Source organism: Isoptericola sp. NPDC019693 (assembly GCF_044389085.1).
Taxonomy (GTDB): domain Bacteria; phylum Actinomycetota; class Actinomycetes; order Actinomycetales; family Cellulomonadaceae; genus Isoptericola.
The window spans coordinates 507,504-521,193 of sequence record NZ_JBIRXP010000001.1 but is presented as its reverse complement, the minus strand read 5'-3'; the positions used below and the strand labels follow the sequence as shown (position 1 = coordinate 521,193).

14 protein-coding genes are annotated in these 13,690 nt (G+C 70.5%); 7 read left to right on the top strand and 7 right to left on the bottom strand.

What is annotated here, in order from left to right:
* Positions 1–14: 14 nt before the first annotated feature.
* Together trpD and ACH436_RS02450 are read right to left on the bottom strand one after the other, a co-directional pair.
* Positions 15–1,082, bottom strand: a complete 1,068-nt coding sequence (gene trpD, locus ACH436_RS02455) for an anthranilate phosphoribosyltransferase (protein WP_430558586.1) — start codon at positions 1,080–1,082, stop codon at positions 15–17.
* Between the two features lie 63 nt (positions 1,083–1,145).
* Entirely contained in the window at positions 1,146–1,607 is a 462-nt protein-coding gene (locus tag ACH436_RS02450) for a hypothetical protein (protein WP_430558585.1), read from the bottom strand.
* 267 nt (positions 1,608–1,874) lie between these two features.
* Between ACH436_RS02450 and ACH436_RS02445 the strand changes: the two genes are divergently transcribed.
* The 5 genes from ACH436_RS02445 (at position 1,875) to ACH436_RS02425 (ending at position 6,924) form a co-directional block, all read left to right on the top strand.
* Positions 1,875–2,528, top strand: coding sequence for a heme-copper oxidase subunit III (locus ACH436_RS02445; protein WP_430558584.1), 654 nt, complete (start codon positions 1,875–1,877; stop codon positions 2,526–2,528).
* 67 nt (positions 2,529–2,595) lie between these two features.
* Positions 2,596–3,375: a c-type cytochrome gene (locus tag ACH436_RS02440; protein ID WP_430558583.1), complete on the top strand. Its 780-nt coding sequence runs from the start codon at positions 2,596–2,598 to the stop codon at positions 3,373–3,375.
* Positions 3,372–4,427, top strand: a complete 1,056-nt coding sequence (locus ACH436_RS02435; RefSeq protein ID WP_430558582.1) for a Rieske 2Fe-2S domain-containing protein — start codon at positions 3,372–3,374, stop codon at positions 4,425–4,427. Before ACH436_RS02440 ends, ACH436_RS02435 begins: the two co-directional genes overlap by 4 nt.
* Complete coding sequence (locus ACH436_RS02430; protein WP_430558581.1) at positions 4,424–6,127, top strand: cytochrome bc complex cytochrome b subunit; 1,704 nt, start codon at positions 4,424–4,426, stop codon at positions 6,125–6,127. The genes ACH436_RS02435 and ACH436_RS02430 overlap by 4 nt, the downstream gene beginning before the upstream one ends.
* A 170-nt stretch (positions 6,128–6,297) precedes the next feature.
* On the top strand, positions 6,298–6,924 hold the full coding sequence (locus ACH436_RS02425) for a superoxide dismutase (protein WP_430558580.1): 627 nt from the start codon (positions 6,298–6,300) through the stop codon (positions 6,922–6,924).
* A 158-nt stretch (positions 6,925–7,082) separates the two neighbouring features.
* On the opposite strand, the gene ACH436_RS02420 is transcribed toward ACH436_RS02425, so the two are convergent.
* From ACH436_RS02420 to coxB, 4 genes are all read right to left on the bottom strand, one after another.
* Positions 7,083–7,916, bottom strand: a complete 834-nt coding sequence (locus tag ACH436_RS02420; protein WP_430558579.1) for an LppX_LprAFG lipoprotein — start codon at positions 7,914–7,916, stop codon at positions 7,083–7,085.
* 209 nt (positions 7,917–8,125) lie between these two features.
* Complete coding sequence (locus ACH436_RS02415) at positions 8,126–8,527, bottom strand: cytochrome c oxidase subunit 4 (RefSeq protein ID WP_430558578.1); 402 nt, start codon at positions 8,525–8,527, stop codon at positions 8,126–8,128.
* Positions 8,524–10,344, bottom strand: a complete 1,821-nt coding sequence (gene ctaD, locus ACH436_RS02410; RefSeq protein WP_430558577.1) for a cytochrome c oxidase subunit I — start codon at positions 10,342–10,344, stop codon at positions 8,524–8,526. The genes ACH436_RS02415 and ctaD overlap by 4 nt, the downstream gene beginning before the upstream one ends.
* Positions 10,344–11,267 (bottom strand): cytochrome c oxidase subunit II, encoded by a 924-nt coding sequence (gene coxB, locus ACH436_RS02405; protein ID WP_430558576.1) that lies wholly within the window; start codon positions 11,265–11,267, stop codon positions 10,344–10,346. The genes ctaD and coxB overlap by 1 nt, the downstream gene beginning before the upstream one ends.
* Before the next feature lie 448 nt (positions 11,268–11,715).
* On the opposite strand from coxB, the gene ACH436_RS02400 reads away from it, so the two are divergent.
* Positions 11,716–12,846: a cysteine desulfurase family protein gene (locus ACH436_RS02400; protein WP_430559136.1), complete on the top strand. Its 1,131-nt coding sequence runs from the start codon at positions 11,716–11,718 to the stop codon at positions 12,844–12,846.
* Complete coding sequence (locus tag ACH436_RS02395) at positions 12,843–13,115, top strand: sulfurtransferase TusA family protein (RefSeq protein ID WP_430558575.1); 273 nt, start codon at positions 12,843–12,845, stop codon at positions 13,113–13,115. Before ACH436_RS02400 ends, ACH436_RS02395 begins: the two co-directional genes overlap by 4 nt.
* Positions 13,116–13,214: 99 nt before the next feature.
* Here ACH436_RS02395 and ACH436_RS02390 read toward each other — a convergent pair whose 3' ends face one another.
* Positions 13,215–13,565 carry a HesB/IscA family protein gene (locus ACH436_RS02390; protein WP_416343171.1) on the bottom strand — a complete coding sequence of 117 codons (351 nt, stop codon included), beginning with the start codon at positions 13,563–13,565 and terminating at the stop codon, positions 13,215–13,217.
* Between the last annotated feature and the right edge of the window lie 125 nt (positions 13,566–13,690).

The window sequence follows — 13,690 nt, the reverse complement described above, 5'->3', positions numbered from 1 at the left end:
TCGCCGCCGCCTCGTCAGTCGCCGGTCGCCGCGACCCAGCCGTCGAGCACGCGGGCGGCCCCACCCTCGTCGACGCTGCGGGCGGCCAGCTCGATCCCCGCGGCCAGCCGCTCGACCAGCGAACCCTGTCCCGTGCCGGGCAGGCTCCCGTCGGCGACGAGGCCGGCGGCGGCGTTGAGCAGCACGGTCTCGCGCACCGGCCCGCGGTCGGTCCCGTCGAGCACGCGCCGCGCCACACCCGCGTTGTGGGCGGCGTCGCCCCCGCGCAGGTCGGCGACCTCGATCCGCTGCAGGCCGAGGTCCGACCCGGCGTCGAGCCGCTGCTCGCGGACCGCGCCGGCGCGCACCTCCCACACCGTCGCGCCCCCGGTGGCGGCGAGCTCGTCGAGCCCGTCGTCGCCCCGGAACACCAGCGCGTCCGTCCCGCGGCTCGCGAACACCCCGGCCATGAGCGGCGCCATGCGTGCGTCGGCGCAGCCGACCGCCGTCGCCCCGGGCTGCGCCGGGTTGGTCAGCGGACCGAGGAAGTTGAACGCGGTGGCGATGCCCAGGTCGCGCCGGGCCACGCCGGCGTGCCGCATCGACGGGTGGAAGAGCCCCGCGAAGCAGAAGGTGATGCCGACCTCCGCGGCGAGGGCAGCGACCCGCTCGGGCGCCTGGTCGAGACGGATCCCGAGCGCCTCCAGCACGTCGGCCGAACCGGAGGACGAGGACGCCGCGCGGTTGCCGTGCTTGACCACCCGCAGCCCGGCACCGGCGATGACCACCGCCGCCATCGTGGACACGTTGACCGTGTGGTGCCGGTCGCCGCCCGTGCCGACGATGTCGACCGTCCGCCCCGGGACCTCGATCCGAGTGGCGTGCGCGAGCATCGCGTCGGCGAGCCCCGTGAGCTCCGCTGCCGTCTCGCCCTTCGCCCGGAGGCCGACGAGGAAGCCGGCGAGGCGCGTCGGGGGCACCTCGCCCGACATGACCTCGTCCATGGCCCAGGCCGTCTCTGCGGCGGTCAGGTCGCGCCCGGCGACCAGCTCGGTGAGGATGCCGGGCCAGGTGAGGTCGGAGGCCGGGTCGGTGGAGGCCACGGTGGTCCCTTCGGTTCGGAGCCGCGCGCCCTCCGACAGGGGCACGGGCGGCCCCGCGGCGGGTCAGGCGGCTGCGGTCAGGAAGCCGGCCACGGTGCGCTGCAGCTCGATCGGGTCGAGCGGCCTCGGCACCACGGCGTCGGCGAGCGACCACGATGCTAGCCATCCGTCGTCAGGCCTGCCGGTGAGGACCACGACGGGCGGGCACCGGTACACCTCGTTCTTCAGCTGACGGCACAGCCCCATGCCTCCGGACTTGTCCGCCTCGCCGTCCAGCACCAGCAGGTCCCAGCCGCCGCGGTCGGCCGCCGCGATCACCGCGGCCGGCGTCGCGACCTCCGCCCAGTCGATCTGCGGGGCGTGGGCGCGCAGGCGCGGCCCGACCGCGGTGCGCACGTGCGCACGGACCGTGCGGTCGTCGCTGTAGAGCAGGACGCGGGGCCCCCGGGCCGCGGGACCCGTGCGCGAGGTCGGGGCGATCGCGCCGGTCGGGCTGGTCGTCGTCTGATCCGTCTGATCCGTCAACTTCTGGCTCCCCTTCGCGGACGTGCACGGCACCGGGCACGGACACGACGTCCGGCACCGGCGCCACGGCCGTCGGACGTCGACGTTTGCTGGCATCGTGGCACACTCGCGTCACCTCGGGCAGGTGCCGAACGTGGTCTTTTACTGGCACTCTCCGACGATCCGTCACCTCGTAGTGGCAGAGTGGCGAGTTTCCGCAGATTCTGTGCACATCGACTTCGCGCAAGGCCCGTCCGAGTGGCTCGAACCAGCCGTATGTCGGCCATAATGGCTGACGTGTCGACCGCAACGGCTGCTGCCCCCCATGCCCACCAGCACGTGAGCGTCAACCGTCCGAACCCCGTGTCGGTCGGGACGATCGTCTGGCTCGCGAGCGAGCTCATGTTCTTCGCTGGCCTCTTCGCGATGTACTTCACCGTCCGGTCGGTGATGCCCGAGGCGGAGTGGGCCGCTGAGGCGGACAAGCTCAACATCGCCTTCTCGACGTTCAACACCACCGTGCTGGTGCTGTCGTCCGTCACCTGTCAGATGGGCGTGTGGGCCGCCGAGCGGTTCAAGCCGGTGCGCTCCGGCTCCCTGCTCCAGGTGAACAAGTGGGGCATGCACGAGTGGATGACCCTCACCTACCTCATGGGCGCGTTCTTCATCGGCGGCCAGATCTTCGAGTACACCGAGCTGGTCCACGAGGGCCTGACGATCTCGTCCAGCGCGTACGGCTCGGTCTTCTACCTGACCACCGGCTTCCACGGCCTCCACGTGCTGGGCGGCCTCATCGCCTTCCTGTTCCTGCTGGGGCGTTCCTTCGCCGCCAGGAACTTCGGCCACCACGAGGCCACCACCGCCATCGTCACGTCCTACTACTGGCACTTCGTCGACGTGGTGTGGATCGCCCTCTTCGCCGTCATCTACCTCCTGCGCTGAACCCCCCGGCCGGCGTCGCCGCCGGCCTTGACTCTGCACCTTCGATCTGCGAGACGAGGATCATTTCGTGAAGGCACTCGCCGCCCGCAGGCACCACCGGTTCGCGCCGGTCGTGCTGTTGCTGCTGGCGCTGCTGGTCACGGGCGGCGTCTACGCCGCCCTGGCCCCTAGCCCGGCCCAGGCCGACACCGCCAGCACCGCGGACATCGAGACCGGGAAGAAGCTCTTCCAGGCCAACTGCGCCACCTGCCACGGCCCGAACGCGGAGGGCACCACCGAGGCCCCGTCGCTCGTCGGTGTGGGGGCGGCCTCGGTCGACTTCCAGGTCTCCACCGGCCGGATGCCGATGCAGATGAACGGCCCCCAGGCCGAGGCCAAGCCCCGGCAGATGGACGAGGAGCAGACCGCCGCGCTCGCCGCGTACGTCGCGTCCCTCGGCGCCGGCCCGGCCATCCCCACCGACGAGCAGGTGGACGGGAGCCAGGGCGACCCGGCGAACGGCATGGCCCTGTTCCGCACCAACTGCGCGATGTGCCACAACGCCGTCGGCGCGGGCGGCGCGCTGTCGGAGGGCAAGTTCGCACCGCCGCTGTTCGACACGTCGGAGCGCAACGTCTACCAGGCCATGCTCACCGGCCCGCAGTCGATGCCAGTGTTCAACGACGCCAACATCACCCCCGACGAGAAGCGCGACATCATCGCGTTCCTCGACGAGCAGAAGCAGGGCTCGGCCGGCGGCCTGACCCTCGGCTCGCTCGGCCCGGTCAGCGAGGGCCTGTGGGCCTGGATCATCGGCATCGGCCTGATCATCGGCGGCGCGGTGTGGATCGGAGCGAAGTCCTCGTGAGCGAGAACCTGAACCCCCGGGACGGGTCGCACGACGTGACCCGCCGCGACGGTGACGGCACGGCCGTCGCCCAGACCGACCGCTTCGCCGACCCCGGCGTCCCGGAGCACCACCCGCGCCTCGCGGACACGGACCCCAAGGCGGCCAAGCGCAACGAGCGGATCATCGCGATCCTGTTCGCGATCTCGTGCCTCGGCACGATCGGTTCGCTCGTGGCCTACTTCGCCGTCCGCCCGGACGGCACCACGCCCGGCGTGCGCCTCTCCACGGTGCTGCTCGGCGTCGCGATCGCCATCTCCTTGTTCGGCATCGGCTTCGCGGCCGTGCACTGGGCCAAGACCCTCATGTCGGGCAAGGAGTACGTCGAGGAGCGCCACTCGAGCAGCAGCTCGGAGGAGGTCCGCGGGGTCGTCCAGCAGCAGTTCAAGGAGGGGCTCGAGGACTCGGGCATCGCCCGTCGCCCGGTGCTCAAGGGCGCGGTCGTCTCCGCGCTCGCGCTCTTCCCGCTGACCATCGCCGTGCCGCTCGTCTCGAGCGTGGGCGGCAACTGGGACGTGAACAAGTTCCGGCACACGCTCTGGAAGAAGGGCGTCCGTCTCGCCTACGACCCGTCCGGGCGCCCCATCAAGGCGTCGGACCTCACGGTCGGCTCGGTCGCGCACGTCATCCCTGACGTGCCCGCCGAGGAGCGCGAGTCGCACGAGTGGATCACGGAGAAGGCCAAGGCCGTCGTCCTGCTGGTCCGCATGGACCCGCGCGACCACAAGCGCGACCACCGCGAGGGCGCCTCCTACGACGGCATCGTCGCGTACTCGAAGATCTGCACCCACGTCGGGTGCCCGGTCGCCCTGTACGAGCAGCAGACGCACCACCTGCTCTGCCCGTGCCACCAGTCGACGTTCGACATCTCTGACGGCTCCAAGGTGGTCTTCGGACCTGCCAAGCGCCCGCTCCCGCAGCTGCCCATCACGGTCGACGCCGAGGGGTATCTTGTGGCTGAGGACGACTTCAACGAGCCCATCGGTCCGAGCTACTGGGAGCGCCTGAAGTGAGCACCACGACCACTCCCCCCACCGCGGCGGAGCCGACCACCGTGATCGGCAAGTCCGCCGACTACCTCGACCAGCGGACCAAGGTCGGCGTGCTCGCGAAGCAGCTCGTCCGCAAGGTCTTCCCCGACCACTGGTCGTTCATGCTCGGCGAGATCGCGCTGTTCTCGTTCGTCGTGCTCCTCATCTCCGGCGTGTTCCTGGCGATGTTCTTCGACCCGTCGATGGCGCTCGTCGTGCACCACGGTGCGCCGGCGACCATGGACGGCCAGCTCATGTCCACGGCCTTCTCGTCGACGCTCAACATGTCGTTCGAGGTCCGCGGCGGCCTGCTGATGCGGCAGATCCACCACTGGTCGGCCCTCATCTTCGTCGCCGGCATCGTCGTGCACATGATGCGCGTCTTCTTCACCGGCGCGTTCCGCAAGCCCCGTGAGCTGAACTGGCTGGTCGGCACCCTGCTGCTGATCCTCAGCCTCCTCGCCGGCTTCTCCGGCTACTCCCTCCCGGACGACGTGCTCTCCGGCAACGGTCTGCGCATCACCGACGGCGTGGTGAAGTCGATCCCGATCATCGGGTCGTACCTCTCGTACTTCATCTTCGGCGGCGAGTTCCCGGGCGAGCACATCATCCCGCGCCTGTTCACGGTGCACATCCTGCTCGTGCCCGCGCTCATCCTGGCGCTGGTCGGCGTGCACCTGTTCCTCATGGTGCTCAACAAGCACACCCAGTACCCGGGTGGCGGCCGCACCGACAAGAACGTGGTCGGCTACCCCGCGGTGCCGGCGTTCGCCACGAAGATGGGCGGCAACTTCTTCATCATCTTCGGCGTGCTGGCCCTGATGGGCGGCACGATGGCGATCAACAACGTCTGGAACTACGGCCCCTACGACCCGTCACCGGTGTCCGCAGGCGCCCAGCCCGACTGGTACATGCTGTTCCTCGAGGGATCGCTACGCCTCATGCCGGGCCAGACAGAGATCGTCACGTGGGGCGACTACACGCTCTCGCTGAACATCCTGGTGCCCGCGGTCATCATCCCCGGGCTGCTGTTCACGTTCCTGTTCGTGTACCCGTTCCTCGAGGCCAAGGTGACCGGCGACCACCGCGAGCACCACGTGCTCGACCGCCCGCGCAACGTCCCGACCCGTACGGGCCTCGGCGTCGCGTTCCTCACGGCCTTCATCATCCTGGCTCTCGCCGGGTCGAACGACCTCATCGCGACGCACTTCGCGCTGTCGATCAACACGATCACCTGGGTCTTCCGGATCCTGTTCTTCGCCGGACCCGTCTTCGCGTTCTGGGTCACCAAGCGGATCTGCCTGGGCCTGCAGCGCAAGGACCGCGAGCTGGTGCTGCACGGTCACGAGACCGGCCGCATCGTCCGCTTCGCCAACGGCGAGTACATCGAGGTCCACCGCCCGCTCGACGAGCAGGAGCGCTGGCTGCGCGTCAACTACGAGGCGAGCCGGCCGCTGGAGATCGAGCCCGCGACGGACGCCCGTGGCGTCAAGCGCAAGGGCTACAAGAAGGACAAGCGCTGGCAGAAGCTGTCGCAGTTCTTCTACGAGGACCGGGTCGAGCCCGTCACCCCGGCCGAGCTGGCCGCGGCGCACGCCCACGGCGAGCACGACGAGCTCGAGCCCGCCCACGACACCCCCGAGCTGGTCTCGGGGTCTGGAAACGTCGAGCGGGAGCACTGAGTCTCCTGCAGGCTGGACCGGTGGCCCGCGCACCCCTCTCCCGATCCGTCGGGCGGGGTGCGCGGGCCCTCGTCGTCTCCGGACGGTGAACCCGCCGGAGAGCAGCCCTCGACGACGTCCCCACCGCACGCCGGCCACGACGTGCGGCACGCAACCGGAGGTATCTCAGCATGGCTGTCTACACGCTGCCTGACCTGCCCTACGACTACAGCGCCCTCGAGCCGCACATCAGCGGCAAGATCATGGAGCTGCACCACGACAAGCACCACGCCGCCTACGTCACCGGCGCCAACACCGCCCTGGACAAGCTCGCCGAGGCCCGCGAGTCCGGCGACAACGCCGCGGTGAACCTGCACGAGAAGAACCTCGCGTTCAACCTCGGCGGCCACACCAACCACACCGTCTTCTGGCACAACCTGTCCCCCGAGGGCGGCGGCCAGCCCGAGGGCGAGCTCGCCGAGGCCATCAAGGACACCTTCGGCTCGTTCGAGAAGTTCCAGGCCCAGTTCGCCGCCGTCGCCACCGGCATCCAGGGCTCCGGCTGGGCCGTGCTCGGCTGGGACTCCATCGGCCAGCGCCTCGCCATCTTCCAGCTCTTCGACCAGCAGGCCAACGTGCCCGTCGGCATCACCCCGCTGTTCATGCTGGACATGTGGGAGCACGCCTTCTACCTCGACTACCTCAACGTCAAGGCCGACTACGTCAAGGCCGTGTGGAACATCGCCAACTGGCAGGACGTCGCCGCCCGCCTCGACCGCGCCCGCACCCAGACCGCCGGGCTCATCGTCCCCGCCTGACGCCCCACCCCCCGAGCGTTGTGAGCGCGATTTCGGGGACAATTCGGCCGCGAATTGTCCCCGAAATCGCGCTCACAACGCTGTCTGGTCCGGTCATGCGAGGGGCCCCGCACGCCGACGCGTGCGGGGCCCCTCGTGCACTCTCGTGCAGGGGCGGCTCAGCCCTGGCCGAACTCCGAGTACGGGATGACGTCCTCGTCCGCGGGTGCCGTCACCTCGACCGGCTCGCCCCACTTGCTGAACGTGGACTCGACGACCATCTCCTGGCCCTCGACCTCCATCGTGATGTCGGCCTCCACCGGCAGCCCCTTCGGGTCGACCTTGTAGACCGCGGTGATCTCGCCCAGCTGGTCCGCGGTCGAGGTGTCGATCCCGGCCGCCCCGTCCTGGACCTTGGAGGGGTCGATCGTCGCCGTGTAGACCTCGGTCTCGACGCCGTCCACGGTCTCCGTGCCGGTGTGCTCGAACGAGGTCACGGCGTCGGCCATGGACTCCGCCTGGGAGGCGGCGTCCATGGACTCCATCGAGTCGATCGTGCCCGCCAGCGCCGGGTCCGCGGCCATGTCCTCGGCGGTCATCGACAGGTACTTGCCCTGCGTCATCTCGCCCATGGACATGTAGATCGTGCCGTCGAGCAGCACGATGTCCATGTCCATGCCCATGACCGCCATGGACATCTGCATGGTCGTCTCTTCGAACGTCGGCCCGTAGGCGACGTCAGCCGTCGTGGTGCTGTCGGTCATGCCCGCCGACTCGGCGAGCTCGCCCGAGTACGTCAGCTCCATGTGCGCGCTCGACGCCTCCTCCTGCGCCGCCTGCATCTGCCCGGCGAGGTCGGTCATCGTCGAGACCGTCGCGATCTCGGCGGCCTGCTCCTCGCCGGCCGGCTCGCCCGCGGAGGAGCCCGTGGGCTCGTCGCTCCCACAGGCGCTCAGGGCGAGGGCGACCAGGCCCGCCGATGCCAGGGCCGCGGTCTTCTGGGGGACGCGCATGGTGCTCCTTCTCAGGGAAATCGTGGAGATCTCATTCCATCACGCGGCCGCCCCCGTGGGGCCGGACCGGCGGCGCCGGACGCTGATCGTTGCCGATCCGTGTCCCGGGGCGCCGCTCCCCCGCCGGTCGTGCGGCCGGGAGCTGTGCGGCCGTGAACGACGAAGGCCCCCCACGCATCGCGTGAGGGGCCGTCGCTCGGAACGAGGGCTCAGTGGGCGTGCTGCCCGCGGCTGAACTCGAACACCCAGCCGACGAGACCGATGATGCCGAGGATGAAGCCGATGTAGAGGACCCACCACCCCACGGCGAGGCCGAGGAAGGCGACCGCCGCGGCCGCGGCGATGACCAGCGGCCACCAGCTCCACGGCGAGTACACGCCCTGGTCGCCGGCGCCCTGCTCGATCTCGCCCTCTTCGTCGTCCTCCGGGCGGGGGTCGATCCGGCGCGCGGTCAGCGCGAGGTAGGCGCCGACCATGGCGACCAGCGCACCCACGAGCGGGATGCCGAGGTAGCCGACGGGCTCCTCGAAGCCGGTGAACAGGCCGTACAGGACGCCCACCACGACGAAGAACGGGGCGAGGAACAGGAAGAGCTTGATCTCGATCTTCACTTGCGGTTCTCCTCCTCGTCGTCGATCACGGTGGTGGTCGACTGCGCGGCCGCCGACCGGCCGCCGTCACGACGCTCCTCGACCAGGGCCTGGTGCCCGCGCCGGTCGGGGTCGCCGTAGACGGCGTCCAGGCCACCGTGACCGGGCGCCTGCTCCATCGCCGCGACCTCGGGGTGGTGCAGGTCGAAGGCGGGCGACTCGGAACGGATGCGCGGCAGCGAGGTGAAGTTGTGCCGCGGCGGCGGGCAGCTGGTGGCCCACTCGAGCGAGCGGCCGTAGCCCCACGGGTCGTCCACGGTCACCTTCGGCGCGTTGCGCCAGGTCGTGTACACGTTCCACAGGAACGGCAGGGTCGACGCGGCCAGGATGAACGCTCCGATGGTCGACACCTGGTTCTCCCAGGTGAAGCCCTCCTCGGGCATGTAGTCCGCGTAGCGGCGCGCCATGCCCTCGACACCCAGCCAGTGCTGGATGAGGAACGTCATGTGGAAGCCGATGAACAGCAGCCAGAAGTGCACCTTGCCGAGCCGCTCGTTGAGCATGCGCCCGGTGAACTTCGGCCACCAGAAGTAGAAGCCGGCGAACATCGCGAACACCACGGTGCCGAAGACCACGTAGTGGAAGTGCGCCACCACGAAGTAGGAGTCCGACAGGTGGAAGTCCAGCGCGGGGCTCGACAGGATGATGCCGGTCAGGCCACCGAAGAGGAACGTCACGAGGAAGCCGATCGACCACAGCATGGGTGTCTCGAACGTGAGTTTCCCTCGCCACATCGTGCCGATCCAGTTGAAGAACTTCACGCCGGTCGGGATGGCGATCAGCATCGTCATGAAGGCGAAGAACGGCAGGAGCACGGCGCCGGTGACGTACATGTGGTGGGCCCACACGGTCACGGACAGCGCGGCGATCGCGATGGTCGCGTAGATCAGGCCCTTGTAGCCGAAGATCGGCTTGCGGCTGAAGACCGGGAAGATCTCCGACACGATGCCGAAGAACGGCAGCGCGATGATGTAGACCTCGGGGTGACCGAAGAACCAGAACAGGTGCTGCCAGAGGATCGCCCCGCCGTTCTCGGGGTTGAAGACCTGCGCCCCGAGACGACGGTCGGCGCCCAGCGCGAACAGCGCGGAGGCCAGCGGCGGGAAGGCCATCAGCACGAGCAGGCTGGTGACGAGCGTGTTCCACGTGAAGATCGGCATCCGGAACATGGTCATGCCCGGCGCGCGCATCGTGATGATCGTGGTGATGAAGTTGACGGCACCGAGGATGGTGCCGAAGCCCGCCAGCGCGAGGCCGAACACCCAGAGGTCTCCGCCTAGCCCTGGACTGAATGTCGTGTTCGACAACGGTGCGTAGGCGAACCAGCCGAACGACGCGGCGCCCTGCGGAGTGAAGAAGCCCGCGGCGGCGATGAGGCCGCCGAAGAGGAACAGCCAGTACGCGAACATGTTGAGCCGCGGGAAGGCGACGTCCGGCGCACCGATCTGCAGCGGCATGATCACGTTGGCGAAGCCCGCGAACAGCGGCGTCGCGAACAGCAGCAGCATGATCGTGCCGTGCATGGTGAAGAGCTGGTTGTACTGCTCCTTGCTCTGCACGACCTGGATGCCGGGCATGAAGAGCTCGGCACGGATCAGCAGCGCGAGGATCCCTCCCACGGCGAACCAGATGAACGACGTGATGAGGTACAGGTAGCCGATCGTCTTGTGGTCGGTGGAGGTGATCCACTTGACCACGGTGCGACCGAGGTTCTGGCGCTTCGGCGCGAGACCGGGGATGACCTCGACGTCGTGCGCGGGGGCAGTCGTGGCCGCCATCAGTTCTCGACCTCCGGGAGGGTGTCTTCCTGCGGGAAGTTCGCGTCGTGCTGCTGGCGGTTCAGGTCGAGCCCGAGCTCGCCGGTCTGGCCCGCGGCCGCCAGGTCGTCGATGTGGGCGTCGTACTCCGCCTGCGACACGACCTTGACGTTGAAGAGCATCCCGGAGTGGAACTCTCCGCAGAGCTCGGCGCACTTGCCGGCGTACGTGCCCTCGCGGGTCGGGGTGACCTGGAAGGTGTTGGTGCGGCCCGGGATCATGTCCTGCTTGTACAGGAAGGCCGGGATCCAGAAGGAGTGGATGACGTCGCGCGAGTCGAGCGTGAACTCGACCGTCTGGTCCACCGGCAGGTAGAGGGTCGGGACGTCCTTGGACGTGCCCGGGGCGCCGTCCAGCTCGTCGTCGACCGTCTGGCCGCCGACGTCGAGCAGGTGCTGCCCGGAGTCGTACACGCCGTCGTCCAGGTAGTTGAAGTCCCAGCTCCACTGCTTGCCGATGACCTGGATCTGCACGTCCGGCTCGGCGCTGGTGTCCTGCACCGCCGACATGTCGCGGTCGGTGAAGAAGAACAGGACCAGGATCATGATCGTCGGCACGGCCGTGTACATGATCTCGAGCGGCATGTGGTACCGCGTCTGGATCGGGAGCTGGTGGTCGTCCCGGCGCTTGCGGTAAGCCGCGACGCACCAGAGCATCAGGCCCCACGTGATCACACCGACGATCAGCGCCGCGATCCAGGAGCCGACCCAGAGGTTGGTGATTCGCTCGGTCTGGTTGGTCACCTCCCCGTCGCTGTAGCCGGGCAGGTATCCGCGCTTGACGGAGTCGCTGGCACAACCGGAGGCCAACACGGCGACAGCGCCGGCGATCGCCGTCGCGCGCAGGATGACCCGCCGGGTGCGGGTGGGGCTCTTCGAGTGCAAGGGAGGCCTTTCACGTCACGTCCTGCCCGACCGCCACGGCCCCTCTGGGCAACAGGCACGCGGACAGGACCTTCGTCCTCGATGAAGTGCAGCCTAGCGCGCCCGGAGCAGGTTCGACGCCGCAAAAGCCCCCGCGGGGCGTGACTCTTTCCGCACGGGACGTCCACAACTCCTTCTTGCACACACACCCTCGGGGAGTGTCAGATCGATCCCCGCCGGTGTCAGATCCTCGCGCCCGGGCAGAAGCCCGTGCCGAGGGTTCCCGGGTCCCGAAAGATGGCACGATCGTGCCCCGGGGCGCGCCTGGAGCGCCCGGCAGGGACGACCGGCCGCGCCGTCGTCCCGCACGTCAGCCCTACGGAGCACACCTGTGACCGACACCACCGATCCGACCGGGAACCACTCCCCCGCGTCGCCGGGCCCGGCGACGTCCGCCCCGAGCGCCCGGGTGCACCTGGACAACGGGGGCGGCGCGCCGTTGCACCCGCTGGCCCGCCAGGCGTTCCTGCAGGCGCTCGACGACGGCTGGGCGGACCCGCACCGGCTGCACACGGAAGGACGGCGGGCGGCCCGGCTCCTCGACGGCGCACGCGAGGCCGTCGCCGCGGTCCTCGGGGCGCGCACCGAGGAGGTGCGGTTCACCCCCAGCCACGCGTCCGCCCTGCGCGACGGGCTGGTCGGCACGGCGCGAGCCCGCCGGCGCGCCGGCGGGGACGTCGTCGTCGGCGCCACGGAGCGGGCGGCGGTGCTGCACGCGGCGGCCGACGCCTCGCACGCCCACGGGGGCGCCCGCGTCGTCGTGGAGGTCGACCGGCACGGCCGCGTCGACGCGGACGCCTTCGCGGACCGGGTCGCGCGCCCCGGCGTCGCGCTCGCCGCGCTCCAGCACGCCAACGGCGAGGTCGGCACGCGGCAGCCGCTCGAGGCCGCGCACGCGGCCGCACGGTCGGCGGGGGTCCCCCTGCTCGTGGACGCGGGCGCGTCGCTGGGCCACGACGTCGTCCCCGACGCCTGGGACCTCCTCGCCGCGCACCCGGCCGACTGGGGCGGGCCGGCCGGGGTGGGGGTGCTCGCCGTGCGCCAGCGCGTCCGGGCGCTCCCGCCGGAGCCGGAGGACGCCGACCCGTGGGCGCCCGGCGGGGTGAGCGTGCCCGCCGCGTTCGCCGCCGCCGTCGCCCTGCAGGCGACGACGTCCGACCGCGACGCCGAGGACTCCCGCCGACGCCGCCTCACGGACCGCCTGCGGACCGCCGTCGCGGCCGTCCCCGACGTCGAGGTCGTGGGCGACCCGGAGGACCGCCTCCCCCACGTCGTGACGTTCTCGTGCCTGTTCGTGGACGGCGAGGCCCTCGTGACGGAGCTGGACCGGGCCGGGTTCGCCGTCGGCTCCGGCTCGGCCTGCACCTCGAGCACGCTGGAGCCGTCGCACGTGCTCGCGGCGATGGGGGTGCTCACGCACGGCAACGTGCGGGTCGCGCTCGACCGCTCGACGACCGAGGAGGACGTCGAGCGTTTCCTCGCCGTCCTGCCGGCCGCGGTGCGGCGCGTGCGCGACGTGCTCGGGGTGACCGGGCTGTGAGCGCCGACGACGCCCGGCCGGACGCCGTCGTGGTGGACGCCCGGGGCCTGCGCTGCCCGCTGCCCGTGATCCGGCTGGCCGCGGCCGCCCGCGACCGCCCGGCCGGGACCCTCCTCACCGTCCTGTCGACCGACCCGGCAGCGCGCCACGACGTGCCCGCGTGGGCGCGGATGCGCGGGCACACGACCGTCGGCGAGGCCGAGCAGACCCCCGACGAGGACGGCGGCACCGCGTGGTCGATCACCGTGCGGCTCGACGCCTCCCCCTGAGCCCACGCCCGACCGCCGCTGGCGACGCACCGGACGACGTCGGCCCGGCCGCCCCGTGGGGGCGGCCGGGCCGTCGAGGTCGCTCGGCGTGCGGTGCGCTCAGCTGAACGAGCCGCCGCAGGCGCAGGAGCTGCCGGCGTTCGGGTTGTCGATCGTGAAGCCCTGCTTCTCGATGGTGTCCGCGAAGTCGATCTTCGCGCCCTCGAGGTAGGGCACGCTCATGCGGTCCACGACGACCTCGACGCCGTCGAAGTCGCGCAGCGCGTCGCCGTCAAGGAGACGCTCGTCGAAGTAGAGCTGGTAGATCAGGCCGGAACAGCCGCCGGGCTGGACGGCCACACGCAGACGAAGGTCGTCGCGGCCCTCCTGCTCGAGGAGGCTGCGGACCTTGTCGGCGGCGACGTCGGACAGGTCCACGCCGTGCGTGGCGATCTCGGTGGTGTCGGTCATGCTTCCTCCAACAGGCGGACCGGTACGGCTGTTCCCGATCCTACGCGCGAATTCCGACAGTGCGACGACACGGCCCACGGGCGGGCCGCCACGGCCCGCGAGCCGGCCAGGCCGTGAGGCGGCTC

Bases quoted from the DNA above. Each gene is read 5' to 3' on its own strand.
- ACH436_RS02445 (WP_430558584.1), top strand. From the start codon at position 1,875: ATGGCTGACGTGTCGACCGCAACGGCTGCTGCCCCCCATGCCCACCAG.
- ACH436_RS02425 (WP_430558580.1), top strand. From the start codon at position 6,298: ATGGCTGTCTACACGCTGCCTGACCTGCCCTACGACTACAGCGCCCTC.
- ACH436_RS02420 (WP_430558579.1), bottom strand. From the start codon at position 7,916: ATGCGCGTCCCCCAGAAGACCGCGGCCCTGGCATCGGCGGGCCTGGTC.
- ctaD (WP_430558577.1), bottom strand. From the start codon at position 10,344: ATGGCGGCCACGACTGCCCCCGCGCACGACGTCGAGGTCATCCCCGGT.
- ACH436_RS02390 (WP_416343171.1), bottom strand. From the start codon at position 13,565: ATGACCGACACCACCGAGATCGCCACGCACGGCGTGGACCTGTCCGAC.